This is a genomic window from Neorhizobium sp. USDA 3394 (assembly GCF_056280385.1).
Genome location: NZ_JBWCDU010000001.1, coordinates 3,839,463 through 3,865,542, shown reverse-complemented (window position 1 = coordinate 3,865,542; position 26,080 = coordinate 3,839,463). Strand labels below are relative to the sequence as shown.

Genomic DNA, 26,080 nt, shown 5'->3' with positions numbered 1-26,080 from the left:
GGGCTAAGGAGAGCGATGCTTTGGGATTATGACTTTCGTCTAATATCGCGCCTGCCGTGCACAGCGGATGCTGCGGCGCGGCATAAGGGCAATGCCGTGCATAACCTGCGTCAGCCGTCGCTTGACTCGTTGCGAAAATCTTTTAAACAACTTCGCGAACGGGAAGACACCCACATGCGCGCCTGCGAATTCCGTATCGCTGCCTCAGCACTGCCGGCCATCCAGGCTGCGCAGCGGGCGTGTTTTGCCGCTTTCTCCAAAACCAAGGCCAAAACGACGACGAAAACCGTCTGACGTCTCTGGCCGCCGCTCTCTCCCCGGATGGCCGGGGACAAGGAATTCCGCGAGTTGATCGCGGCTTCCCCCTCACCAAATCGAGGAGAGACAGAAAGAGAGCAAAAAATGGGTTTCAAGATCGCAGTCGCCGGGGCAACCGGCAATGTCGGCAGGGAAATGCTGTCGATCCTTTCCGAGCGCGGCTTCCCGGTCGACGAAGTCGTGGCGCTGGCGTCCGCCCGTAGCCAGGGAACCGAAGTTTCGTTCGGCGACCGGACGCTGAAGGTTTCCAACCTGGAAAACTACGATTTTTCCGACACCGACATCTGCCTGATGTCGGCAGGCGGCGAGGTTTCCAAGAAGTGGTCGCCGAAGATCGGCGCCCAGGGCTGCGTCGTCATCGACAACTCTTCCGCCTGGCGTTACGATCAGGACGTTCCGCTGATCGTTCCGGAAGTGAACCCCGATGCGATCTCCGGCTTTACCAAGCGCAACATCATCGCCAATCCGAATTGCTCGACGGCCCAGCTCGTCGTCGCTCTGAAGCCGTTGCACGACTTCGCCAAGATCAAGCGCGTCGTCGTCTCGACCTACCAGTCGGTCTCCGGCGCCGGCAAGGAAGGCATGGACGAGCTCTTCACCCAGACCCGCGCCGTCTTCGTCGCCGATCCGGTCGAATCCAAGAAGTTCACCAAGCGCATCGCCTTCAACGTCATCCCGCATATCGATAGCTTCATGGAAGACGGCTATACGAAGGAAGAGTGGAAGGTTCTCGCCGAAACCAAGAAGATGCTCGACCCGAAGATCAAGGTGACCTGCACCGCCGTGCGCGTTCCGGTCTTCATCGGCCATTCGGAATCGGTCAATATCGAGTTCGAAAACGAGATCAGCGCGGACCAGGCCCGCGATATCCTGCGCGAAGCTCCGGGCTGCCTCGTCATCGACAAGCATGAAAACGGGGGCTACATCACGCCTTACGAATGCGCCGGAGAGGATGCCACCTATATTTCCCGTATCCGCGAGGATGCGACAGTGGAAAACGGCCTCAATATCTGGGTCGTTTCCGACAATCTGCGCAAGGGTGCCGCGCTCAACGCCATCCAGATCGCCGAATTGCTCGTCAATCGCGGCCTGATCAAGCCGCGCAAGGCCGCTGCCTGATAAATAATAAATTTATTAAGCATGTTCGGATAGAAACCCCGTCAGAAATGGCGGGGTTTTTCTTTCGAATCACCCATATCACGAACTATTCATGAACGGGTGAGTTGCGATTGTCTGCAACCATCGCCATAAGGCCGAAACAATGCACATTATCCGGACGCTTCCGACTTAAGCGATCCGGCTCTCGGGACGGGTTTGACCGCATGAAGAAGATTTTGCTGGCAGGATTGATCGCAACCGGTTTGATGACCGCTAGTCCGGCGTTTGCCGCGCTCCAATGCGGCAACGATTCATCCGGCTTCGCCCGCTGGGTCGAAGAGTTCAAGCGGGTTGCACCATCGAGCGGCGTCAGCCCTGCCGTCGTCGAAAAGGCTTTTTCGGCCGTCTCCTACAACCGCGCGACCATCAGCGCCGATCGCGGCCAGAAAAGCTTCAAGCTCTCCTTCGAAGACTTCATGAAGAAACGCGGCGGAGCCGCCATCATCTCCCGCGGCAAGGGCATGAAATCGGGCAACGCTTCGCTGTTTGCGCAGATCGAACGCCGCTACGGCGTGCCGGCCGGCCCGATCATCGCCATCTGGGGCATGGAAACCGGTTTCGGCAGCTTCATGGGTGATCAGCACACGCTTTCCGCGGTCGCCACGCTCGCTTACGATTGCCGCCGCTCCGCCTATTTCACCGAGCAGCTTTATGCGGCCCTTCAGCTCGTCGGCCGCGGCGATCTGAGCGTCACCGCCCGCGGCGCCGCCCATGGCGAGATCGGCCAGACCCAGTTCCTGCCGCTGAACGTCGTCCGTTACGGCGCCGATGGCGACGGGGACGGTCATATCGACATGGTCCGTTCGCGCGCCGATGCGCTCGCCTCGACCGCCAACTTCCTGAAAGGCCATGGCTGGAGGCCGGGTGCCGGTTACCAGCCGGGCCAGCCGAACTTCGTTGCCATCCAGGGCTGGAACGCCGCAACCGTCTACCAGCAGGCGATCGCCTATATGGGCGCCCAGATCGACGGCCAGTAAGCCTGACCTCGACAAGCCGCTACAGCTGAAAGATCAGGCCGACGTCTGTTCGGCCTGCTCCGCCGGTTCGGTAAGATCCGGACGGACGAAATCGCCCTTGCTGTCCATGATCCAGAGCTCGCCGGTCGAAATGTCGAACCAGGCGCCATGAATGCCGAGTTTCCCCTCTTCGCCGAGTTTGCGAACAAAGGGAAACGTCTGCAGATTGGCGATGGAATTGCGGATCGAGACCCGCTCCAGTGCCGTCTGGCGTTCGGCCTGCGTCATGAATTCGTTGTTCTGGATCTGCTCGGCGGCGGATTTCACCAGTCCCATCCACTTGCCGATGAAATCGCCCGGCGACAGCGGCTCCATGGACGGGTCGAGGGCAGCCTTGATGCCGCCGCAACGGCCGTGGCCCATCACCACGATATTGTCGATCTCCAGCACCTGGACCGCATATTCGAGCGCTGCCGAGGTGGCGTGAAACTGGCTGTCGGGCTCGTAGGGCGGCACCATGTTGGCGACGTTGCGCACGACAAAAAGCTCGCCCGGCCCGCAATCGAAAATGGTCTCCGGCGCAGAGCGGGAGTCACAACAGGCAATCAGCAGCGTGTGGGGCTTCTGCCCCTTGTCCGCCAGCACGCGGTAACGTTCGCGTTCGTCACTATAGCGACCGCTCATGAAGTTGCGGTAGCCCGCCAGAAGTCTGTCAGGAAAATCCGTCATGGAGCAACGATTATAGCGCCGCCGAGCGAAGATCAACGCCCATTGTGCATCTGCGAACTCCGCAGGCCGATTACCGCTTGGTCCGCTGCAAGGGATGCACGAGCCGGCGCATCTGGACCATCGCCATGGGTGTAGAGAGGCTAGACGCGTCGGTCTCCAGCGTCAGCTCGTCGCCGCCGCGCTTGGCCGTGCGCGCAAGGATCTCGAAAACGCTCGCCGTTGCCAGCTGCAGCGCCTTCTCCTCGTCCATGCCGGCCAGGATACGCCCGAGGAACAGCGCTCCCAGAAGATCGCCGAGCCCGTTCGGCGGGTTGTCGATCAGCCGGTGTTCGGCAAGCAGCGCATGTTTGCCGGTCAGGTAGAGATTGCCGGTACCACCCGCCATCATCGGCACGGCCGAGGTCACCAGGATGCGCGGCGGCCCGAGCGCGATCGCGGCATCCATGATGTCGTTGTTGGTTTCGAGCGGTGCGCCGGAAAGCCAGGCAAGCTCGTAACGGTTCGGGGTAGCGATCGTCGCAAGCGGAATGAGTTCGTCGCGGATCGCTTCTGCTGTCGGCTGCGGGATATAGAGCCCGCCGAGATCGCCCATGACAGGATCGCAGACATAGAGAAGGCCCGGGTTCTTCTCCTTCAGCGCCCTTATCAGCCGGGCCACCGAACGCGGCTGGGCGGCATTGCCGAAATAGCCGGTCAGCACCGCCTTCACTTCTCCCAACCATGGCGCACGAATAAGATCGTCTATAGCCTTGTCGAAATCTGATTCGGGAAAGGTCAGCCGTGTGGAAGGCCCATGACCGGGATGCCAGGGAAGGACGACGGTCGGCATTGCCCAGACGGGAAATCCCAGCGTCTCGAGCGCGAAGACGGCGGCGCGATTGCCGACCGAGCCGCGTACGACATGGCTGGAGATGACGAGGACGGCACTGCGGGTATCCTGCATGAGATTGACTTCCGGCTACGATGGCCTGTTGATCGTTTCTTCGTCGCCGCATGTCAACAAGGCTTCACGGAAGAATGAAACGTGTAGTGTTGACTGACATGGATCAGCCACGTTGCTGCACGATGACACAAATCTAATTATTCCGTCCGGGGACGGAAAAAGGGGAGAGGGACATGGCCGTCAGGCAGAATCCGAAACGGGAAAGACAGATCGAAAGCGCGCGCAAGATCGCCGCTGCGAGCAAGGGGCCGCATCTCGACCCGCTCATCCTGTTCGGCCGGGCCAGCACTGACGACCTGGAAAGCTATACACCGGACATGCTGGCGCTTTCCGCCAAACATGCGGCCGAACGGCTGATGGCCTGGACGCGGGTGCGGGCCGACATCACGGTCGAACCGGTCGCCGGCGTCGAGCCGGACGGTATTCCGGTCTCGGTACTGACCATCGTCGATCGCAACATGCCCTTCCTGTTCGATTCGGTCATGGGCGAGGTGACCGCGACCCACCGCGACCTCACCATGGCCGTCCATCCGATCCTGGTCGTCGAGCCTGGCAAGGAACCGGTCCTGCGCTCCAACGAGCAGCCCAGCAACGCGGCTCATCATGTGAGCCTTATCCAGATCCACCTTTCGCCGCTCAACGAAGAACAGGCGGCTTCGCTGACCGAGCGCATCCGCTACATCCTCGACCAGGTGCATCTGTCGATCACCGACTGGGGCTCCATGCTGGAAGTCCTCGACGGCGCCGCCAAGCAGCTCGAAAATTCGACAAGCCGCCGCAAGGCCGACCGAGACGAGGCACTCGCCTTCCTGGACTGGCTGCGCGACGACAACTTCACCTTCCTCGGCATGCGCGAATACGTCTATTCCGGCAAAGGCGCCAACGCCAAGGTCGAACGCGGCAAGGGCCGCGGTCTCGGCATTCTCTCCGATCCGGATGTGCTGGTCCTGCGCCAGGGCAAGGACGCGGTGACGACCACACCGGAAATCCTCGAATTCCTCGACGGGCCGGATTTCCTCATCGTCACCAAGGCGAACGTAAAGTCCGTCGTCCACCGCCGCGCCTATATGGACTATGTCGGCGTCAAGCGCTTCGACGAGAAGGGCGAAGTGGTCGGCGAGCTGCGCGTCGTCGGCCTGTTCACGGCAACCGCCTATACCCATTCCGTTCGCGATATCCCGCTTCTGCGCGCCAAGGCGGGCCGGATCGAGGAGCATTTCAGCTTCGATCCCGACAGCCATTCCGGCCGCATGCTGGAAAACACGCTCGAATCCTATCCGCGCGACGACCTCTTCCAGATCGATGTCGATCTGCTGGCCCGCTTCTGCGAGCAGATCATGGAACTGAGCGAGCGTCCCCGCGTCCGGGTCCTGCCGCGCATCGACCATTTCGACCGTTTCGTCTCGGTGATCGTCTACGTGCCGCGTGAGGACTACAATTCCCTCGTCCGCGAGAAGGTCGGCGACTACCTGACCAAGGTCTATGACGGTCACGTCTCCGCCTATTACCCGGCTTTCCCGGAGGGAGGCGTCGCCCGCGTCCACATGATCATCGGCCGGCGCGGCGGCAAGACACCGAGGATCGCGCAGGGCAAGCTTGAGGAAGCCATCCGGCTGATTGCCACGCCCTGGGAGGATCGCTTCGCGGCGCTCGCGGAGGAGGGGCCGCGGCTCTCCGTCACCCAGGCCTTCCAGGAAGCCTTCTCGCCCGAGGAAACCTTCGCCGACCTGCCCGACATCGCCGCCTGCGCCGCCGGCGAGACGATCCGCATCGCCTTCTATCGCCGCCCCGGCGCCGCCGCCGGTACCGTATCGCTGAAGATCTTCCACAGGGACCGGCACCTGTCGCTCTCCCGCCGCGTCCCGCTTCTCGAAAACCTTGGCTTCCACGCCGTCAGCGAGCAGACGTTCGAGATCGAGGTCGGACCGGAAAACGACCGCAGCCAAGTCGTCCTCCACGACATGGAACTGCAGCTGGGCGACGGGCGCGAGGTCGACCTGTCCCGCGAAGGCTTGGCTCTGGAAGAGGCCTTCCTCTCCGCCTTCGAAGGCCTGATCGACAATGACGCCTTCAGCCGGCTGGTTCTGCTGGCTGGCCTCTCCGCCCGCGAAGTGACGGTGCTGCGCGCCTATTCCCGTTATCTGCGCCAGACGGGCATCGTTTATTCGCAGGCCTATATCGCCGATACGCTGGTGAAATACCCGGCCATATCCGCCGCTATCTTCCGCCTCTTCCGCGACGGCTTCGACCCGAAGATTGCCGAAAAGGCCCGTGTCAAGAAACTCACCGACCACCACGCCGAGATCGAGGAAGCGCTCGGCAACGTGCCCAACCTCGACGAGGACCGCACGCTTCGCCGTTTCGTCAATGCCGTCGACGCGACGCTCCGGACCAACTATTTCCAGCGCGACGCCAATGGCGCCCCGCACCGGATGTTCGCCTTCAAGCTCGATCCCAAGCTGCTCGACGGCCTGCCGGAACCCCGCCCCTTCCGCGAAATCTTCGTCTACGGCACCGAGGTCGAAGGCGTGCACCTGCGCTTCGGCAAGGTCGCCCGCGGCGGCCTGCGCTGGTCGGATCGCGGCGAAGACTACCGCACCGAAATCCTCGGCCTCGTGAAGGCGCAACAGGTCAAGAACGCCGTGATCGTACCGGTCGGCGCCAAGGGCGGCTTCTTCCCGAAAATGCTGCCCCCGGCGAGCTCCCGCGACGCCTTTTTCAATGCCGGCAAGGAGGCCTACAAGACCTTCATCCGCACGCTTCTGTCGATCACCGACAATATCGTCGGCGCAGACATCGTCGGGCCGCCGGACACGATCCGCATCGATGGCGACGACCCCTATTTCGTGGTTGCCGCCGACAAGGGCACCGCGACCTTCTCCGACACCGCCAACGGCCTGGCACAGGAAGCCGGCTTCTGGCTGGACGACGCCTTCGCGTCGGGCGGCTCGGCCGGTTACGACCACAAGAAGATGGGCATCACCGCCCGCGGCGCCTGGGAGGCCGTGAAGCGGCATTTCCGCGAGAAGGATATCGACATCCAGACCACGCCGTTCACGGTCGCCGGCGTCGGCGACATGTCCGGCGACGTCTTCGGCAACGGCATGCTGCTGTCGCGCAAGATCCGCCTCATCGCTGCCTTCGACCACCGCGATATCGTCATCGATCCTGATCCGGATATCGAAAAGTCCTTCGCCGAGCGAGAACGCATGTTCGCCCTGCCGCGTTCGAGCTGGCAGGATTACGACAAATCGACCCTTTCCGAAGGCGCGATGATCATTTCGCGCTCGGAAAAGTCGGTCAAGCTCACCAGGCAGGCAGCGGCCGCGATCGGTATCGACAAGACGACCGCAACCCCCTTCGAGATCATGACCGCGATCCTGAAGAGCCCGGTCGACCTTCTCTGGTTCGGCGGGATCGGCACCTATATCAAGGCGGCCTCCGAGACAGACGCGGAAGTCGGCGACCGCGCCAATGACCCGATCCGCATCACCGCGGCTGAAGTGCGCGCCAGCGTCATCGGCGAAGGCGCCAATCTCGGCATGACCCAGAAGGGCCGCATCGCCTATTCCCTGAATGGCGGCCGCTGCAATTCCGACGCGATCGACAATTCGGCGGGCGTCAATTCCTCAGACGTCGAGGTCAACATCAAGATCGCCCTCAATCCCGCCATGCAGGACGGCCGCCTTACCCGCGACAAGCGCAACCAGCTTCTCGCCTCGATGACCGAGGAAGTCGGTCACCTCGTGCTGCGCAACAACTACCTGCAGCCGCTGTCGATCTCGCTCACCGAACGCAAGGGCACCGGCAACCGGGAAGAGCTGTCGCGGCTGATGTCGGTCATGGAGTCGCAAGGCCAGCTCAACCGCAAGGTCGAAACCCTGCCCGACGATGCCGAACTCGCCGAGCGTTATGCCTCCGGCAGGCCGCTGACCCGGCCGGAAATCGGCGTGCTGCTCTCCTATTCGAAGATCGTCCTCTTCGACGCCTTGATCGAAAGCGAACTGCCGGACGATCCGTATTTCTCGGCTGTCCTGAAGGCCTATTTCCCGGCCAAGATGCAGAAGGCTTATGCCGCGGACATCCAGTCCCACCGCCTGCACCGCGAAATCGTCGCCACGGCGCTCGCCAACGAGGCGATCAACCGCGGTGGGCCCGGTTTCGTGCAGCAGATGAGCGACATGACCGGTGCCACGGCGGCGAATGTCGTGAAGGCCGCCTTCCTCGCCCGCGACGGCTTCGAGCTCCCCAAGCTCTGGGCCGAGATCGACGCGCTGGACGGAAAAATCCCCGGCCAGGTGCAGAACGATCTCTACGCCCGCACCACCGGGACCTTTGCGGAAGCAACCCGCCTCATCCTGCAGACACAGGTCGGCAGCGGCGACATGGACGGTGCGATGAGCCGGCTCAAGGCCGCGATCAAGGGGCTGCGCTCTTCGCTCGCGGGCGGGGATTTCGTGGAAACCGCAGCCCGTTCAGCAGAGCTCGAAGCAAAGGGCATCCCAGCCTCGCTTGCCCGGGAAATCCTGTTGCTGTCGACCCTGGTCCTGGTGCCGGAAATCATGCTGATTGCCGACCGCACCGGCGAAACCATGGCCCGCGCCACCGAGAGCTATTTCACTGTTACCGAAACCTTCCGGGTCAACCGCCTGATCGGCGCAGGAGATCGGATCACCACCTCGGAACATTACGAGAGCCTGGCGCTTTCACGCAGCCTGCAGCAGCTTGCCTCGGCGCGCCGCGATATCGTCATCGCCGCGCTGACCGCCCATCCGAAGGAGAAAAAGCCTCTGGAAGCCTGGGTCGGCGGCGACCGGGTCCGGGTGAACCGTATCGGCGCCGAACTGGTGACCTTGAGCGAAAGCGGCGAGCTGACGCTTCCCAAGATCACCGTCGCAGCCGGTCTCCTGAGCGACCTTGCGCATGGGCGGGCTATGTAGGACAACGGACCGAACTGGCTGATCCGGGGGAAAAATGGCCGTTACTGATGTGGACGATGCGCCGGCAAGAACGAGCCGGCGCGGCATCTGGGGCTGGATGTTCTTCGATTGGGCCGCCCAGCCGTTTTTCACCGTCGTCACCACCTTCATCTTCGGCCCCTATTTCGTCGCCCGGCTGACCGAGGATCCGGTATCCGCGCAGGCGGCGTGGAGCAACATGGCGACTGTCTCGTCGCTGGTCATCGCCGTCTTCTCCCCGATCCTCGGCTCGATCGCCGACCAGGCAGGCCCTCGAAAACCGTGGATCGCCTTTTTTGCGATGATCAAGATCGCCTGCGTCTCGGCCCTCTGGTTTGCGGCACCCGGCTCACCGATCATCTGGCCGATGATCTTCATGATCTTCGCATCGATAGCCGCGGAATTTTCGACCGTCTTCAACGATTCCATGATGCCGCGGCTGGTCTCCAAGCAGGATGTCGGCCGGGTTTCGAACGTCGCCTGGGGGCTCGGTTATCTCGGCGGCATGATCGTGCTGATCGCCGTCGTGGCGCTGCTTGCAGCCAATCCAGAGAGCGGCAAAACCCTGATTGGCATTCCCCCGCTTTTCGGCCTCGACCCGCATCTCGGCGAGGACGCGCGCATCACCGGTCCAATCTCCGCCCTCTGGTATTTCCTGTTCATCCTGCCGATGTTCTTCTTCACGCCCGATGCAAAGAAGGGCCTGCCGCTCGCCAACGCGGTCCGCTCCGGTATCCGCGAGCTCGGCGGCACGCTACGGGACCTGAGGCAGCGTACAGGCATCGCGAAATTCCTGGTCGCCCGCATGCTTTACCAGGACGGCGTCAACGGCCTGCTGATCCTCGGCGGCACGTTCGCGGCGGGCATGTTCGGCTGGGCGACGATCGAGATCGGCATCTACGGGATCATCCTGAACGTCGTGGCGATCTTCGGCTGCATCGTCGCCGGCTGGCTCGACCGCCTGCTCGGCTCGAAGATCGTCGTGATCATCAGCTTGGTGCTGCTTGTCGTCGCCACCCTCGGCATCATTTCCACCGGCCCGGGCTTCGTCTTCTTTGGCCTTCTGCCTCTTTCGGCAGAGGATAGCGGCGGCCTGTTCGGCACGGCTGCGGAAAAAGCCTATATCCTGTTCGGACTGCTGATCGGCATCGCCTTCGGGCCCGTCCAGGCCTCGTCCAGATCCTATCTCGCCCGCAGCGTCAGCCTCTCGGAGACCGGCCGCTATTTCGGCATCTACGCGCTGTCCGGCCGAGCGACCAGCTTCCTCGCCACCCTGTTCTTCTCCCTCATGACCTATGCCAGCGGCTCCGTCCGGCTCGGCATGGCGACGCTGCTGATCTTCCTCGTGGCGGGGCTGTTGCTGCTGTTTGCGACGCCTTATCCGGCGAACAGGAAGTAGAGACGGATAGCTATTCGGCTGGGAGGTGGATCCTCGGGTCAAGCCCGAGGATGACGGAGCGCGTGGGATTGCCTGGTGAAAGCAAGAAACCTAGCGGTCCATCAAACGTCTCTTTGGGCAGCCTTGAAACACCTTCACCGCCGTCATCCTCGGGCTTGACCCGAGGATCCACGCCACGCCCTCACAGCATGACATCCGGCAATCAGTGCCGGAAATGCCGCATTCCCGTGAACACCATGGCCACACCATGCTCGTCCGCCGCCGCAATCACCTCGTCGTCGCGCATCGAGCCACCCGGCTGGATGACCGCCGTGGCGCCAGCGGCAATCGCGGAAAGCAGGCCGTCAGCGAAGGGGAAGAAGGCTTCCGAGGCAACGGCGGAACCCTTGGTCATCGGCTCGGCCCAGCCCATGGCCTTGGCCGCCTCTTCCGCCTTGATGCCGGCGATGCGGGCGGAATCGATGCGGCTCATCTGGCCGGCACCGATGCCGGCCGTCTGGCCATTCTTGGCGTAGACGACCGCGTTGGACTTCACGTGCTTGGCAACCTTGAAGGCGAACTTCATGTCTTCGAGCTCGGTCGGCGTCGGCGCGCGCTTGGTGACGACGCGCAGGTCGATATCCTCGACCATGCCGTTGTCGCGGGTCTGGACCAGCAGGCCGCCCGAAACGGTCTTCGCCGTCAGGCCGCGCGAGCGCGGGTCCGGCAGGCCGCCGGTCACCAGCAGGCGCAGGTTCTTCTTGGCGGCGATGATCGCCTGGGCCTCGTCGGACACTTCCGGGGCGATGATCACTTCCGTGAACAGCTTGACGATCTCTTCGGCCGTCTCCGCATCGAGAAGCTGGTTGACCGCGATGATGCCGCCGAAGGCCGAGGTGGAATCGCAGGCCAGAGCTCGCAGATAGGCTTGCCTGAGGCTCGGGCCGGTCGCCACGCCGCAAGGGTTGGCATGCTTGATGATCGCGCAGGCCGGTGCCTTTTCCGGCGAGAATTCGGCGATCAGCTCGAAAGCGCCGTCGGTGTCGTTGATATTGTTGTAGGAGAGCTGCTTGCCCTGCAGGAGCTTGGCGGTCGCCACGCCGGGTCGGTTTTCGCCGGTCACGTAAAAGCCGGCGCTCTGGTGCGGGTTCTCGCCGTAGCGCATCTCTTCCTTCAGCACCCCGCCGATCGTCCGGTAGCGCGGGATCTCGATGTCAAGCGCTTCCGCGAACCAGTTGGAGATCGCCGTGTCATAGGCCGCCGTGCGGGCATAGGCCTTGGCTGCCAGCTTCTGGCGGAAGGCATAGACCGTCTGCCCGTCATTCGAACGCAGCGCCTCGATCAAAGCCGGGTAGTCGGAAGGATCGGTGACGGTGGTCACATAGGCATGGTTCTTGGCGGATGCGCGGATCATCGCCGGGCCGCCGATATCGATATTCTCGACCGTCGTCGGGTAGTCGCCGCCGGCGGCGCGCACTTCCTCGAACGGGTAGAGATTGATGACGGCAAGATCGATACCCTCGATGCCGTGTTCCTTCATCGCCGCTGCATGTTCCGCATCGTCGCGGATCGCCAGCAGGCCGCCATGCACCATCGGATGCAGCGTCTTCACCCGGCCGTCCATGATTTCCGGAAAACCCGTCACCTCGGACACGTCGGTGACCGCCAATCCCGCCGCGGCGATCGCCTTGTGCGTACCGCCGGTCGACAGGAGCTTCACGCCCTGCTCGGTGAGGGCCTTGGCAAGCTCGATGATACCGGTCTTGTCGGAGACCGAGAGCAGCGCGGTGCGGATCCTGATGCGGTCGGGAGCGGGGATTTTCTTGGAAACGACGGCCATCGGTCTCTCCTGGAAAGGCGCCGCGGAACCCGGCGCGAAGGTAAGATGGCCGCCCGTTAGCACAGCTTAGCAGAAGAAGAAACGCCCTATTCGCCGCGTCTCAGCATCCAGCGTATTTCCGATGTCTCCGGCGGAGAAAACTCGATGACGAGCTGCTGGCTCGGCCGCACGCCGGAAACGTCGGCGAAGAAGATGTCCTCGTCGATCATCACCTGCAGCCCCGGTGCCGCAAAGATCCAGGTCTCACCGTCCGGCGCGCGCATGCTGACGCTTTCCTCGTCCCGCCGCGAAAGCGTGATGACCGGGTGGATGTGGAAGCGGGCCACCGCCAGGAAAGGCCCGTTATCCGCAGCCTCGCCCTCCGGCAGGTAAAGCCGGTCGTGACCCTTGATCTTGTTACCCTTCACATTGAGGCCGATCTCGCGCTCGTGAAAGTAACCGAACTGGTGGACATAGCCGTCGTGGCTGGCTCGCAGCCAGTCATTGCCGTGCATGTCGTCCCAGCGCTCGACCTCCACCTCCGACACGCCGCCGAGCAGCATGGAGCCCGCGAAGCGGGACCTAATGATGCGGCTGGACGAGGTCTCGTTAAGCGTTACTGTCGAATGGGCGGGCGTCGAGCGCGACATGTGCCGGTAGTTGCGGCCCGCATATTTGGGCGAACCGCAGTTGACGATGAAACGATGCCGGCCGGCCGACATCTCGAAGGAAAGGCAGCCTGCATGCGCTCCGCGGGAAAGCCCGGGGGAGAGCGGCCGGCCGGTATCGACGATCAGCGTCGTGCCATCCGCCGACAGGCGGTGATAGTTCATGTGCGGCAGCGCCTTGAACGGCTTGCCTGCCGTCTCGTCATAACGCAGCACCGACATCAGTTCGCTTGCGGGCGTCGAACTGGCGCCGTTGAAGAGCGCCAGATCGCCGTCCTGGTGCCGGAAGAAGCGAAGCGCCGGATACATGCGGTCGATCGTCGGAATGAGCTTCGACGGCAGGTCGTGGCCGAGATTGATATAGGTCTGGCGCAGCGGCAGAAGATCGATCAGCAGGTCGAGCACCGCGCGCGGATTGCGCGATACGTGCCCGCCGTCGGCAAGGATCTGCCGTTCAAGCTCCCGATCGAGCCGGCCGCCCTCACGACGGACATAGGCGGCCCGCGTCGGCATCGAGATCGAGGCCATGGCGAGCGCGATCCGCAGTCTCAGCCGCGTATCGCCCTCCGGCGTGCAGCCGGCTATCTTCCTCAGATACCGGACCTGATAGGCGAGGCTTTTCATGAAACGGCGGTAGAAGCCGGCCTCGGCGCCCTGCAAAACTACGGTTGAGTGCGAGAGCCAGGCGATCACCCGTTCTGCCGCCACATGCGCTTCCCAGGCAATGCCCTTCGGGCTTCGGCCATAAAGCACGATCCAGTCGGCAACCACCTGCCGGGCGCTGGCGCAGGCCACTTCTGTCTTGTTGGTGCGGATATGGCGAAGCCAGGCGAACGAATGCAGCCGCTCAGCTGCCGCCCGCGACGGAAGCTCGACGGAGAACGGCGACTGGCCATAGGTTTCGAGGATCCGTCCCGCGAGCGGGAACCGGCCTTCAAGGATCTCTTCCGCCACGAACGGATCGAGCGCCCGCAGGTCCGTCGGCGCAACGATCAGCCGGTCCGGCACCTGCATGGAAAACGAGGTCACGGCCAGGCGGAATCCGGCGGACCGCCGGCAAAGGCGTCGCCAGATTTCCCGCAAGCCGAAGGACAGGAGCCTCCGGCGATCCGCGAGCCGCATCTTCAATCTGGAATACTCCGCAGGAATCAGCCTCCGCCCCGCCGGCGGGAATCAACTATTAGATTATTCGAAAGTATCAGTCCGTATGGTGAAGAAAGCCTTACCGGACTTGGAGCACGCTCGCGAAGAAGCCATCCATGCCGCCCACAAAATTTTCGCTGGCGGGCAGCATGGCCGGCGTGGTGCGGAATTCGCCGAGCGGCGAGATCGCGCCTTCCAGCCCCGGCCAGTCCTCCGGGTTGACGGCCAGGCGTTTCAATTCGGGATGGTCCTTGAGCACACGCACGACCAGTTCCTCCCCCTCCGCCGAATCAAGCGAGCAGTTGGAGAAAACGATGATGCCGCCCGGTTTCACCAGCGTGACGGCGTGGCGCAGCATCTTTTCCTGGAGAGCCGCAAGCTTGGTCACATCCTCCGGACCCTTGGTCCAGAGCACGTCCGGATGCCGGCGCGTCGTGCCGGTCGAGGAACAGGGCGCATCGAGCAGCACGCCGTCCAGCAACTCTGCCGGCTTGAATTCGAAAAGGTCGCCGCCGACCAGTTCCGCCTCGTAACCGAGCCGCCCGAGATTTTCCTTGAGCCGCGCCAGCCGGTTGCCGGATTGCTCGACGGCGATCACCTCGGCACCGGCCGCAATCAGCTGCGCCGTCTTGCCGCCAGGGGCCGCACAGAGATCGGCCACCTTCTTGCCCTTGAGATCGCCGAACAGTTTTGCGGGAATGCTGGCCGCAACGTCCTGCACCCACCAGACGCCCTCATCGAACCCTTCGAGGGCGGAAACCGCACCATCGAAGGCCGCCAGGCGAATACTGCCGGTCGGCAGAACCGTGCCGCCGAGCTTTTCCGCCCAGGCAGCTGGATCGGATTTGACCGTCAGGTCGATGGCTGCCGGAACAAGCTGCGCTTCGGCGATACGATCCGCCTCCGCCTCGCCGTAGAGGGCGACCAGCCGCTTGCGGAACCACGCCGGCACCGGCGAAATCGTAGCGGTCGCGGCAAGGATCTCGTCCTTTTCCCGGTCCATCCGGCGCAGGACCGCGTTCACCAGCTTGGCGAAACGGCGATTGCGCGGATCGCGATTGGCCTGTTCGACCGCAAGGTCGACGGCCGCATGCGGCGGTACGTCGAGATGCAGGATCTGCGCAGCAGCAATCACCAGCACGTGGTGAAGCGCCCGCGCACCTTCCGGCAGCGGCGTATCGATCAGCGAAGTGATCGCCGCCTCGATGCGCGGCAGATGCCGGAGTGCGGTATTGAGAATGGCGCGCGTCAGCGCCCGGTCGGCATCACTGAGCGCCCGATAGGCCGGATTGCCGTGGACGAGGTCGAGCATACCGTCGAGCGAGATCTTGCGATCGATGACCGCCGCCAGCAACTTGGCGGCCGTGATCCGAACCTCGAGGCCCGCCTTGAAGGGGCCGCTTTCCCGCTCCGAGTGAGCCGGTTTCCTGCGCTGTTCCGCTGGTTTGCCCGATGGCTTGTATGGCTTCTTGTTCTTCTTGTCTTCGTTCAAGACCAGGGACCTTTGCGCGGTTCATCCGAGCCGCGGCCCCAACCGGTATTCGGAACGGAGCGCGCGGTGCGCTGCGGTCTATCAGCCTGGAACCCGGCCGTCGAGGCATTGCCCCGATTGCCATTGGAGAACTCCCCGGCCATCTGCTGCAGGGCGGCGATACGGTTCCCGGTGTCCGGGTGGGTCGAGAACAGGTTGTCCATCCGCTCGCCCGACAGCGGATTGATGATGAACATATGCGCCGTCGCCGGATTGCGCTCGGCGTCGTAGTTCGGGATCTGATGGGCCGCGCCGGCAATCTTGGCAAGCGCGGAGGCAAGCCAGAGCGGATTGCCGCAGATCTCGGCGCCACGACGGTCGGCCGAATATTCGCGCGTCCGACTGATCGCCATCTGCACCAGCATCGCCGCGAACGGGGCGACGATCATCGCCACGATCACGCCGATGAAACCGAGCGGATTGTTGTTCTCGCGATTGCCGCCGAAGAAGAAGGCGAAATTGCCGAGCATCGAGATCGCGCCAGCAAGCGTCGCGGTGATCGTCATGGTCAGCGTGTCGCGGTTCTGGATATGCGCGAGCTCATGCGCCATCACGCCCGCCACTTCCTCATGCGTCAGCCGCTGCATCAGCCCGGTAGAGGCGGCAACGGCGGCGTTCTGCGGATTACGGCCGGTCGCAAAGGCGTTCGGCTGCGGATTGTCATAGACATAGACCTTCGGCATCGGCAGGCCGGCATTGGCCGAAAGGTCGCGGATCATGTTGTAGAATTCCGGCGCGCTGCGCGCATCGACCTCCTGCGCATGATAGGCCGACAGAACCATCTTGTCGGAATTCCAGTAGGAAAACAGGTTCATGCCGGCAGCGATCACCAGCGCGATCATCATGCCGCCCGTGCCGCCGATCAGAAAGCCGATCCCCATGAACAGGGCCGTCATGAAGGCCAGAAGCATGGCGGTGCGCATTACATTCATCGTCATCTCTCCCGTTGCCGATCGCCTCAAGGCAGTTAAAGGGTTTTCCCTTGGGCGCGGACGCCCTATGATGTGGTCAATTAAACCAGAATTTTCAATAATCGACCCGGCAAAGCTCAAGATGCAAAGCGCAGATAACGACAACTCGGAAACCGTCCCGGAAGAAGCTGCTCCAAAGAAGCCCCTATCCCCGGCCGCCCAGCGCGCCCTGAAGGAAGCCGAGGAACGCCGTCAGGCGGCAGCCAAGGCCGAAATGCCCGAAGAATTCGGCGGCCGCGGCGGCGCCGACCCCGCCCGCTTCGGCGACTGGGAGATCAACGGCCGCGCGATCGATTTCTAAGTAAATATTCCTATTGACTTCCGCTTTGGATCGGAATTTATTCCTTTCCATGATCAAGTCGCTTCTCATTGTCACTGGCATCGTCGCGGTGTTCGCCGCCGAGGTGGAAGCGCGTGACGAGATTTCCGGGCCGGTCGCGGCGGAGATCCTGCGGGTCATCGACGGCGATACGCTGCTGGTCGAAGCGCAGCCCTGGCCGCAGCAGAAGATGGAAGTTTATGTGCGTATTCGCGGGATCGATGCGCCGGAGCTGAAATCGAAATGCGAGCGGCTTCGGGAGGCAGGCCTTGACGCCCGACGTGCGCTCGAAGCGCTGACTGCCCAATCACGCAAAATTCAGCTCACCCATATTTCCGGCGACAAATATTTCGGCCGCATTGTCGCGGACGTTGTGCTCTCCGATGGTCGCAACGCCCGGGATGACCTGCTTCTCGCCGGTCTCGTGCAAAGCTACGATGGCGGGCGCAAGCCGCGGCAGGTCTGTGACACGAACTGAAGAGGGCGCAGAGTTCGCGAGCGATCTTCAAGATGATCGCATGCCTCAATCTTCACTCGGCGTCATCCTCGGCCCTGAGCCGAGGATCTGCTGAGTCTCGATAAATACCGTTGTAGATGCTCGGGACAGGCCCGAGCATGACGAAACCTCGTTTAGCGACCTGCGTCAGTAATCCGAAAGGCCGCCCGGTTTCCCGAGCGGCCCTTGGGTTCGATCAGCCCGCCTTGTTCTGGCGGTTGGCGATCAGGTCGTCCACCACGCCCGGATCCGCGAGCGTCGAGATGTCGCCAAGCGAGCCGAAATCGTCCTCGGCGATCTTGCGCAGGATGCGGCGCATGATCTTGCCCGACCGGGTTTTCGGCAGGCCGGGTGCGAACTGGATCTTGTCGGGCGCCGCGATCGGGCCGATTTCCTGGCGGACGTGCTTCACCAGTTCCTGGCGCAACGCGTCGTTGCCCTCGTGACCGGACATCAGGGTCACGTAGCAATAGATGCCCTGGCCCTTGATGTTGTGCGGATAACCGACGACCGCCGCTTCCGACACGAGATGGTGCGAGACGAGCGCCGATTCCACCTCCGCCGTGCCGAGCCGGTGGCCGGAAACGTTCAGCACGTCGTCGACGCGGCCCGTAATCCAGTAATAGCCGTCCTCGTCGCGCCGGCAGCCGTCACCGGTGAAATATTTGCCCTTGTAGGTGGAGAAATAGGTCTGGATAAAGCGCTCGTGGTCGCCATAGACCGTGCGCATCATGCCCGGCCAGGCGTCGCTGATGCAGAGATTGCCGTCGGCGGCTCCTTCCAGCACCTTGCCTTCGTTATCGACCAGCTCGGGCTTGACGCCGAAGAACGGCTTGGTGGCCGAACCCGGCTTCAGGTCGGTGGCGCCCGGCAGCGGCGTGATCATGTGGCCGCCAGTTTCCGTCTGCCACCAGGTGTCGACGACCGGGCAGCGCTTGTCGCCGACCACGTTGTAATACCATTCCCAGGCTTCCGGATTGATCGGCTCGCCGACCGTGCCGAGCAGGCGCAGGCTTTCGCGCGAGGAGCGCTTCACGAACTCGTCGCCGGCGCCCATCAGCGAGCGGATCGCCGTCGGTGCCGTATAGAAAATGTTGACCTTGTGCTTGTCGATGATTTCCCAGAAACGGCCCTGGTCCGGGAAGTTCGGCACACCTTCGAACATCAGCGAGGTGGCGCAGTTCGCCAGCGGCCCGTAGACGATGTAGGAATGGCCGGTGACCCAGCCCACATCCGCCGTGCACCAGTAGATGTCGCCGTCATGGTAGTCGAACGTGTATTCGTGGGTCATCGCCGCGAAGACGAGATAACCGCCGGTCGTGTGCAGAACGCCCTTCGGCTTGCCGGTGGAACCCGACGTGTAGAGAATGAACAGCGGATCCTCCGCCTTCATCTTCACCGGCTCGCAATGTCCCTTCACGGTAGCAATTTCCTGGTGGTACCAGACGTCACGCCCTGGCGCCCAGCCGGTCTTGCCGCCGGTACGGCGCACCACCACGACCTTGTTGACGATCACGTGCTGGCGGGCAGCGATATGGATCGCCGTATCGGTATTGTCCTTGAGCGGCACCGGCTTGCCGCCGCGCACGCCCTCGTCGCAGGTGATCACGAATGTCGACTGGCAGTCGATGATGCGGCCGGCCAGCGCCTCCGGCGAGAACCCGCCGAACACGACCGAATGCACCGCGCCGATACGGGCGCAGGCGAGCATCGCATAGGCCGCTTCCGGGATCATCGGCATGTAGATGGTGACGCGGTCACCCTTCTTGACACCATGCTTCTTCAGGACGTTCGCCAGCCGGCAGACCTGATCGTAGAGCTGGTTATAGGTGATCTTCTTGTCGATATAGGGATTGTCGCCTTCCCAGATCAGCGCGGTGCGCTCCCCATGGGTCTTCAGGTGGCGGTCGATGCAATTGTAGGAAACGTTGGTCAGGCCGTCCTCGAACCACTTGATCGAGACCTTGCCCTTGAAGGAGGTGTTCTTGACTTTGGTATAGGGCTTGAACCAGTCGATGCGCTTGCCGTGCTTGCCCCAGAACTTGTCCGGATCCTCGACGCTCTCCTCGTACCACTTTTCGTATTTGTCCTTGTCGATGAGCGCTGTTGCTTTGGCAGACTTGAGGACCGGGTAGACTTTTTCGGACATGAACACCTCCCTGAATTGGCACGCATGACGACGCATCGAGCCGTCAGCGATATGTGCCGCATTCATAACAGGTGAGGCAAGGGCGGCAATTAGACAAACGGTTCATCCGGGCGGCAACGATCTTGCTTCAAAGATTTGCAATTCCGTCCCAATTCGATTATAGGGCGGTAAATTCCCGGAAATTGTGGTTGATACCCACGGCCCGCGACACCGGCGCGGACGGACAGAGGACCTATACCCATGGCTCAACAATTGCTCATGCCGAAGGCGACCGCTGTATGGCTGGTCGACAATACCGCACTTTCCTTCGATCAGATCGCCAATTTCTGCAAGCTCCACCCGCTCGAGGTGAAGGCGATTGCGGATGGCGAAGCGGCACAGGGCATCAAGGGCCTGGACCCGATCGCCACCGGCCAGCTTTCGCGCGATGAAATCGAGCGCGGCGAAAAGGACGTCAACTACAAGCTGAAACTTTCCGAGCCGAAGGTTCGTGTGCCCGAATCGAAGCGCCGCGGCCCGCGCTACACGCCGGTCTCCAAGCGCCAGGATCGCCCGAACGCGATTCTCTGGCTGGTTCGCAACCATCCGGAACTGAAAGACGCACAGATTTCCCGCCTCGTCGGCACCACCAAGTCGACGATCGAACAGATCCGCGAGCGCACCCACTGGAACTCGACCAACCTGACGCCGATGGACCCGGTAACGCTCGGCCTCTGCAGCCAGATCGATCTCGACCTCGAAGTCGAACGCGCTTCCAAGGGCCGTCCGCTGCCGACCGCCGCCGAACTCGGCGCTTCCCTGCAGCCGGCGGCTGAAACCGAAAATCTCGGCTTCAGCTATCGCAACGAGCGCGAGGAAGAGAAGGAAATCGACGCCGACGCCGTTTTCGCCAAGCTCTCGTCCCTCAAGTCGACACGCCGCGACGACGACGAGGAAGACGAACGTTTCTGATCGAACCATATCGATTGCATGAAAAAGCCCCGGAGACGATCCGGGGCTTTTTTCGTTCAGGCGCTCTGTTTCAGGCCGCTGCCCTCTCGGGCATAACCGTTCGCCTTCAGGATCGCGGTGATCTCGTCCAGCACCGTCGCATCCTCGATCGTCGCCGGCATTTTCCACGGCATGTCGTCGGCGATCTTCTGCATGGTGCCGCGCAATATCTTGCCCGATCGAGTCTTCGGCAGCTTGTGAACCACCATCACCGTCTTGAACGCCGCGACCGGCCCGATCTCGTTGCGCACGAGTTCGGCCACTTCTTTCGCGATATCGGCCGTTTCCCGTGAAACATGGTTTTTCAGCACCACGAAGCCGCAGGGGATCTGCCCCTTGGTGGCATCATGGACGCCGATCACCGCGCATTCGGCGACGTCCGGATGTTTGGAGCAGACCTCCTCCATCGCCCCTGTCGAAAGACGGTGCCCGGCGCAGTTGATGATGTCGTCGGTGCGCGCCATCACGAAGATATAGCCCTCCTCGTCCATCACCCCGGCATCGGCTGTCTTGTAATACCCCGGGAACTCGTCGAGGCAGGCCTCGCGGAACCGCTGGTCTGCTTTCCAGAAGCTAACCAGGCAGCCGGGCGGCAGCGGCAGCTTGATGACGATATTGCCGAGCGTGCCGCGCGGCACCGGATGGCCCGCATCGTCCAGCACGTCCAGCGCATAACCCGGCATCGGCCGTGTCGGTGAACCGTGTTTGACCGGCATCAACCCGAGCCCGACCGTGTTGGCGGCTACCGGCCAGCCCGTCTCAGTCTGCCACCAGTGGTCGATGACGGGGATCTTCAGCTTCTGCTCGGCCCATTTCAGCGTTTCCGAATCGGCCCGCTCGCCGGCAAGGAACAAGGCCCGCATACCGGTGAGATCGTATTTCTCGACCAGCTCGCCGTCCGGATCGTCGCGGCGGATCGCCCGGAAAGCCGTCGGCGCGGTGAACAGCACTTTCACGTCGTGATCGGCAACGACCCGCCAGAACGTGCCTGCATCCGGCGTGCCGACCGGCTTGCCCTCGAAGATCACGCTGGTATTGCCGGTCAGCAGCGGTCCATAGACGATATAGGAATGGCCGACGACCCAGCCGATATCGGATGCCGTCCAGAACACCTCCCCCGGCTTGACGCCGAAGATGTTCTCCATGCTCCAGGCGAGCGCCACCATGTGCCCGCCATTGTCGCGCACCACCCCCTTCGGCTGGCCCGTCGTACCCGACGTGTAGAGGATATAGAGCGGGTCGGTCGCCTTGACCGGCACGCATGAAACATCCCTGCCCCGCGCCTGTTCGACGGTCTTGGCGAAATCCAGCTCTCCCCGCTCCGGCCGCAACGCCGCCTGGAGCTGCTCGCGCTGCAGGATAAGGCAATGTTCCGGTTTCACGCGGGCAAGCTCGATCGCCTGGTCGAGCAGCGGCTTGTAGGCGACGATGCGGCCAGGCTCGAGACCGCAGCTTGCGCTGATCACCAGTTTCGCTTCCGAATCGTTCAGCCGCGCCGCAAGCTCCTGCGCCGCAAAACCGCCGAACACCACCGAATGGACGGCGCCGAGCCGGGCGCAGGCGAGCATCGAGAAGATCGCCTCCGGCACCATCGGCATGTAGATGACGACGCGGTCGCCCTTGCCGATGCCGAGGTCGAGCAGAACCGCAGCAATCGCCTTTACCTCGTCGAGAACCTCGGCATAGGTGAAAGTCTGCTGTTTTCCCGTCATGGCGCTGTCGTGGATGAAGGCCCGCTGCCCGCCCCGTCCGGCCGCCACGTGCCGGTCTAGACAGTTGTAGCAGGTATTGGTCTCGCCGCCGGTAAACCAGCGCCCATAGACGCCCTGGTCACCGTTGAAGACCTTCTCCGGTTCCTTGAACCAGTGGATGGCGTTAGAGGCGCTTTTCCAGAATCCTTCCGGATCCTTTTGCCAGCCTTCATACACGTCGAAATAGCGGCTTTGCATCTGCACCTCCCGTCACATGAGCACAGCCCGGAATAACCAATCTAGGGTGCTCGGGAGGTGCCGGGAAGCCCGACGAAAGCGCTAGGCGCTTGGCAAAAGCCTATTTCAGCGCGATCCGAAGATGGCCGAGCCGACCCGGACGCTGGTCGCACCGAATTCGACAGCCGTCTCGAAATCCCCGGACATGCCCATGGAGAGCTTTTCGACACCGCATTCCTTGGCGAGCTTGGCAAGCAGGGCGAAATGCGGCCCCGGATTTTCCTCGGCCGGCGGAATGCACATCAGCCCCTCGACCGAAAGCCCGAGTTCCTTGCGGCAAAGTTCCACGAAGGCAACAGTCTCTTTCGGCTCGATACCCGCCTTCTGCGGCTCCAGCCCGGTATTCACCTGCACATATAGTTTTGGCGCCTTGCCCTGTTTCCTGATCTCGTCGGCAAGCGCGCGGGCGATCTTTTCCCGATCCACAGTCTCGATGACATCGAACAGCGCCACCGCATCGGCGGCCTTGTTGGATTGCAGCGGCCCGATCAGGTGCAGTTCGATATCCGGCGTCTCGGCCTTGAGCTCCGGCCATTTGCCCTGGCTTTCCTGCACGCGGTTCTCGCCGAACACGCGCTGCCCGGCCGCAATCACCGGGCGGATGTCTTCCGCATCGAACGTCTTCGAAACCGCGACAAGCGTCACCGACCCTGCAGGTCGCTTAGACAGGCGCTCTGCCTTCCCGATCCGTGCCTTCACATCCTGCAGCCGTTCTTCGACGCTCATGACCCCATGCCTTCCACTTTACTGAAGCCTTCCGCTTTTCTTGCAAGCTCAGCGCTTAGCCCTCATATAAGGCTCTGCCAAGGGCGTTTCGCCCTAAACTTGGCCTTTCCCGACCCTGTAAAACTTGACGCTTGCAGGGTTTCATGGTGAAGGTCTCGCCCGACTCTTGATCCTGTTTTCCCGGAATATCATTGAAATGGCGACTGAACGTTATAATCCGCGCGATGCCGAGCCCCGTTGGCAGCAGACCTGGAACGATGCCAAGGTCTTCGAGACCGACAACAGCGATCCGCGCGAGAAATACTACGTTCTGGAGATGTTTCCCTATCCGTCGGGCCGCATCCACATGGGCCATGTGCGCAATTACGCCATGGGCGACGTGGTGGCCCGCTACAAGCGCGCCCGCGGTTTCAACGTCCTTCACCCGATGGGCTGGGACGCTTTCGGCATGCCGGCTGAAAACGCCGCCCGCGACAACAAGGTGCATCCGAAGACCTGGACCTACCAGAACATCGAATCGATGAAGGCGCAGCTGAAGGCCATGGGCCTGTCGCTCGACTGGTCACGCGAGTTCGCCACCTGTGATGTGGAATATTACCAGCAGCAGCAGCACCTTTTCCTCGACATGATGGAAAAGGGCCTGGTCTACCGCAAGCAATCCAAGGTCAACTGGGACCCTGTCGACCAGACGGTCCTGGCCAACGAACAGGTCATCGACGGCCGCGGCTGGCGCTCAGGTGCCTTGGTAGAGCAGCGCGACCTGGTACAGTGGTTCTTCAAGATCACCGATTTCAGCCAGGATCTGCTGGACTCGCTCGATACGCTTGATCAGTGGCCTGAAAAGGTCCGGCTGATGCAGAAGAACTGGATCGGCCGCTCCGAAGGCCTGACGGTTCGTTGGGAAATCGTGAGTTCGACGGCACCCGCCGGCGAGAGCGAAGTCGTGGTCTACACGACCCGTCCCGACACGCTGTTCGGTGCGTCTTTTCTGGCGATTGCCGCCGACCATCCGCTGGCCAAGGCCGCTGCTGCACTGAATCCGGCTATCGAAGCTTTCGCCGAGGAATGCCGCCATCACGGAACCTCCCTCGCAGCGCTGGAAACGGCCGAGAAGAAGGGCATCGACACCGGCATCCGCGTTAGGCACCCGCTCGACCCCTCCTGGGAGCTGCCGGTCTATGTCGCCAATTTCGTGCTGATGGATTACGGCACCGGCGCCATCTTCGGCTGCCCGTCCGGGGACCAGCGAGACTTGGATTTCGCCCGCAAATACGGCCTGCCCGTCGTTCCGGTCGTCATGCCGAAGGATGGCGATGCCGCGACCTTTACCGTCGGCGACACCGCTTATGTCGATGACGGCGTGATGATCAACTCGCGTTTCCTGGACGGCAAGACGACGGACGAAGCTTTCGCGATCGTAGCAGACCGCCTGTCGGAAACGATGGTCGGCAACATGCCGCAGGGTGAGCGCAAGGTGAACTTTCGCCTGCGCGACTGGGGCATTTCCCGCCAGCGCTACTGGGGCTGCCCGATCCCGGTTATCCATTGTGATGACTGCGGCGTCGTGCCGGTGCCGAAGGCAGACCTGCCGGTAAAACTGCCGGACGACGTGACCTTCGACCTGCCCGGCAACCCGCTCGACCGCCATCCGACCTGGCGCCACGTCGCCTGCCCACAATGCGGCAAGGATGCTCGCCGTGAGACGGACACGATGGATACGTTCGTCGATTCGAGCTGGTATTTCACCCGCTTCACCGCGCCCTGGGAAAAGGATCCGACCGATCCGGCCGTCGCCAACCGATGGCTGCCGGTCGACCAGTATATCGGCGGCATCGAGCATGCGATCCTGCACCTGCTCTATTCCCGTTTCTTTACCCGCGCCATGCGCGAAACCGGCCATGTCGAGGTCAAGGAGCCCTTCAAGGGCCTCTTCACGCAGGGTATGGTGGTGCACGAAACCTATCGTCGTGGCACCGGCCCGAACGGTGAATGGGTCGCACCGGCCGATATCCGCATCGAGGAAGTTGACGGCAAACGCCGCGCCACCATGCTGAAGGGCGGCGAGGAAGTCACGATCGGCTCGATCGAGAAGATGTCGAAATCGAAGAAGAACGTCGTCGATCCGGACGATATCATCGCCTCCTACGGTGCCGATACCGCTCGCTTCTTCGTACTGTCCGACTCTCCGCCGGACCGCGACGTCATCTGGTCGGAAGCCGGTGTCGAAGGCGCCTATCGCTTCACCCAGCGCCTGTGGCGCCTGATTTCGGAAGCCTCCGATAACCTGGTCGGCGTCGATCCGGTGCCGGCTAAGGACGGAGAAGCCCTGGCGATCTCGCAGCTCGCCCACAAGACGCTGAAGGCGGTTCAGGGTGACTACGACAAGCTCTCCTTCAACAAGGCCGTGGCGCGCATCTATGAGCTCGTGAACGCACTTGCAGCGCCGCTCGCCCGGGTCGCAGCCGGCGAGGGCGATACCGCCTATCGGGCTGCCGTCCGCAACGCCTCGGAGATCCTGATCCAGCTTGTCGCCCCCATGACGCCGCATCTGGCCGAAGAATGCTGGGCAACGCTCGGCAACAGGGAACTGCTCTCCCTGGCTGCCTGGCCGCAATATGACGAAACACTGGTCGTCGAGAACGAGGTCACACTGCCGGTGCAAATCAACGGCAAGAAGCGCGGCGAATTGACAATCGCGCGCGACGCGGATCAAAGTGCGGTCGAAGCTGCGGTTCTGGCGCTGGATGCGGTCAAGGCGGCACTGGAAGGCCGAGCGCCGAAGAAAGTAATCGTCGTCCCACAGAGGATCGTAAACATTGTCGTTTGACCGCTCTCTTCGT

General features: G+C 62.4%; 18 protein-coding genes. 9 read left to right on the top strand and 9 right to left on the bottom strand.

The annotated features are described in order from the left end of the window. Positions 1 to 15: 15 nt before the first annotated feature. From ACZ9EJ_RS19065 to ACZ9EJ_RS19055, 3 genes are all read left to right on the top strand, one after another. Entirely contained in the window at positions 16 to 294 is a 279-nt protein-coding gene (locus ACZ9EJ_RS19065; RefSeq protein WP_255743098.1) for a hypothetical protein, read from the top strand. 108 nt (positions 295 to 402) lie between these two features. Continuing rightward, complete coding sequence (locus ACZ9EJ_RS19060; RefSeq protein WP_037086245.1) at positions 403 to 1,437, top strand: aspartate-semialdehyde dehydrogenase; 1,035 nt, start codon at positions 403 to 405, stop codon at positions 1,435 to 1,437. Between the two features lie 203 nt (positions 1,438 to 1,640). Further along, a complete protein-coding gene (locus ACZ9EJ_RS19055) occupies positions 1,641 to 2,453 on the top strand; it encodes a lytic murein transglycosylase (protein WP_080954227.1) in 813 nt (270 codons plus the stop codon). Between the two features lie 33 nt (positions 2,454 to 2,486). Here ACZ9EJ_RS19055 and ACZ9EJ_RS19050 read toward each other — a convergent pair whose 3' ends face one another. Next, positions 2,487 to 3,161 (bottom strand): carbonic anhydrase, encoded by a 675-nt coding sequence (locus ACZ9EJ_RS19050; protein WP_046642578.1) that lies wholly within the window; start codon positions 3,159 to 3,161, stop codon positions 2,487 to 2,489. Between the two features lie 70 nt (positions 3,162 to 3,231). Next, positions 3,232 to 4,104, bottom strand: coding sequence for a pyridoxal kinase PdxY (gene pdxY, locus ACZ9EJ_RS19045; RefSeq protein ID WP_046642577.1), 873 nt, complete (start codon positions 4,102 to 4,104; stop codon positions 3,232 to 3,234). 173 nt (positions 4,105 to 4,277) lie between these two features. Here pdxY and ACZ9EJ_RS19040 point away from each other — a divergent pair, with 173 nt between their 5' ends. Then, the gene (locus ACZ9EJ_RS19040; protein WP_046642575.1) at positions 4,278 to 9,044 is read left to right on the top strand and encodes an NAD-glutamate dehydrogenase; all 4,767 of its coding nucleotides are present in this window, start codon (positions 4,278 to 4,280) and stop codon (positions 9,042 to 9,044) included. Between the two features lie 34 nt (positions 9,045 to 9,078). Continuing rightward, positions 9,079 to 10,461, top strand: a complete 1,383-nt coding sequence (locus ACZ9EJ_RS19035) for an MFS transporter (protein WP_046642574.1) — start codon at positions 9,079 to 9,081, stop codon at positions 10,459 to 10,461. A 202-nt stretch (positions 10,462 to 10,663) separates the two neighbouring features. Here ACZ9EJ_RS19035 and purH read toward each other — a convergent pair whose 3' ends face one another. From purH to htpX, 4 genes are all read right to left on the bottom strand, one after another. Beyond that, positions 10,664 to 12,280, bottom strand: a complete 1,617-nt coding sequence (gene purH / locus ACZ9EJ_RS19030; protein ID WP_046642601.1) for a bifunctional phosphoribosylaminoimidazolecarboxamide formyltransferase/IMP cyclohydrolase — start codon at positions 12,278 to 12,280, stop codon at positions 10,664 to 10,666. A gap of 86 nt (positions 12,281 to 12,366) precedes the next feature. Continuing rightward, the gene (locus ACZ9EJ_RS19025) at positions 12,367 to 14,049 is read right to left on the bottom strand and encodes a heparinase II/III family protein (RefSeq protein WP_046642600.1); all 1,683 of its coding nucleotides are present in this window, start codon (positions 14,047 to 14,049) and stop codon (positions 12,367 to 12,369) included. Between the two features lie 100 nt (positions 14,050 to 14,149). Then, complete coding sequence (locus ACZ9EJ_RS19020) at positions 14,150 to 15,568, bottom strand: RsmB/NOP family class I SAM-dependent RNA methyltransferase (RefSeq protein ID WP_251091243.1); 1,419 nt, start codon at positions 15,566 to 15,568, stop codon at positions 14,150 to 14,152. After that, positions 15,559 to 16,533 carry a zinc metalloprotease HtpX gene (gene htpX / locus ACZ9EJ_RS19015; protein ID WP_046634787.1) on the bottom strand — a complete coding sequence of 325 codons (975 nt, stop codon included), beginning with the start codon at positions 16,531 to 16,533 and terminating at the stop codon, positions 15,559 to 15,561. Before htpX ends, ACZ9EJ_RS19020 begins: the two co-directional genes overlap by 10 nt. Before the next feature lie 121 nt (positions 16,534 to 16,654). Here htpX and ACZ9EJ_RS19010 point away from each other — a divergent pair, with 121 nt between their 5' ends. Both ACZ9EJ_RS19010 and ACZ9EJ_RS19005 read left to right on the top strand, forming a co-directional pair. Beyond that, positions 16,655 to 16,873 (top strand): DUF1674 domain-containing protein, encoded by a 219-nt coding sequence (locus tag ACZ9EJ_RS19010; protein WP_046634644.1) that lies wholly within the window; start codon positions 16,655 to 16,657, stop codon positions 16,871 to 16,873. Between the two features lie 49 nt (positions 16,874 to 16,922). Continuing rightward, positions 16,923 to 17,369, top strand: coding sequence for a thermonuclease family protein (locus tag ACZ9EJ_RS19005; RefSeq protein WP_046642598.1), 447 nt, complete (start codon positions 16,923 to 16,925; stop codon positions 17,367 to 17,369). 214 nt (positions 17,370 to 17,583) lie between these two features. Here ACZ9EJ_RS19005 and acs read toward each other — a convergent pair whose 3' ends face one another. Beyond that, positions 17,584 to 19,536, bottom strand: coding sequence for an acetate--CoA ligase (gene acs, locus ACZ9EJ_RS19000; RefSeq protein WP_046642597.1), 1,953 nt, complete (start codon positions 19,534 to 19,536; stop codon positions 17,584 to 17,586). Between the two features lie 240 nt (positions 19,537 to 19,776). On the opposite strand from acs, the gene ACZ9EJ_RS18995 reads away from it, so the two are divergent. Continuing rightward, positions 19,777 to 20,487 (top strand): DUF1013 domain-containing protein, encoded by a 711-nt coding sequence (locus ACZ9EJ_RS18995; protein WP_046634639.1) that lies wholly within the window; start codon positions 19,777 to 19,779, stop codon positions 20,485 to 20,487. Between the two features lie 56 nt (positions 20,488 to 20,543). Here the strand turns inward: ACZ9EJ_RS18995 and ACZ9EJ_RS18990 are convergent, their stop codons facing one another. Together ACZ9EJ_RS18990 and ACZ9EJ_RS18985 are read right to left on the bottom strand one after the other, a co-directional pair. Next, positions 20,544 to 22,475 carry a propionyl-CoA synthetase gene (locus ACZ9EJ_RS18990; protein ID WP_251091234.1) on the bottom strand — a complete coding sequence of 644 codons (1,932 nt, stop codon included), beginning with the start codon at positions 22,473 to 22,475 and terminating at the stop codon, positions 20,544 to 20,546. A 105-nt stretch (positions 22,476 to 22,580) separates the two neighbouring features. Then, positions 22,581 to 23,240 carry a YggS family pyridoxal phosphate-dependent enzyme gene (locus ACZ9EJ_RS18985; RefSeq protein WP_046641921.1) on the bottom strand — a complete coding sequence of 220 codons (660 nt, stop codon included), beginning with the start codon at positions 23,238 to 23,240 and terminating at the stop codon, positions 22,581 to 22,583. 196 nt (positions 23,241 to 23,436) lie between these two features. Here ACZ9EJ_RS18985 and leuS point away from each other — a divergent pair, with 196 nt between their 5' ends. Next, positions 23,437 to 26,067, top strand: coding sequence for a leucine--tRNA ligase (gene leuS / locus ACZ9EJ_RS18980; protein WP_046641965.1), 2,631 nt, complete (start codon positions 23,437 to 23,439; stop codon positions 26,065 to 26,067). Positions 26,068 to 26,080: the final 13 nt, after the last annotated feature.